This window comes from Aeromonas sp. sif2416, assembly GCF_019218665.1.
GTDB lineage: Bacteria > Pseudomonadota > Gammaproteobacteria > Enterobacterales > Aeromonadaceae > Aeromonas > Aeromonas encheleia.
The window spans coordinates 1-255 of record NZ_JAHUXC010000059.1 but is presented as its reverse complement, the minus strand read 5'-3'; the positions used below and the strand labels follow the sequence as shown (position 1 = coordinate 255).

Annotated in this window: 1 protein-coding gene; it reads left to right on the top strand. The window is 62.7% G+C overall.

Going from position 1 to position 255, the window contains the following annotated elements; translation table 11 throughout:
• Nucleotides 1-255 (top strand): VCBS domain-containing protein (locus tag KW821_RS21530; protein WP_218292875.1); only part of this gene is annotated, 255 nt, incomplete at both ends.

Here is a 255-nt window from a genome sequence, read left to right as displayed (position 1 = left end):
GCGGTCTTTGTGGGCTGGAGTGCGAGCGGGCATGACAACGGTGCGGCCCTGGCCGGGCTGAACACCTATGGCGCGCTGGTCCAAAATGGCGACGGCAGCTGGACCTATGTGCTGGACAACAGCAAGGCGGCGACCCAGGCACTGACGGCGGGCTCCAACCTGAGCTACGACGTTTGGTACACGATGAAGGATGCAGACGGGGATGAGAGCATCGCCAAGCTGACCATCAACATCAAGGGGGCGGATGACAGCTCC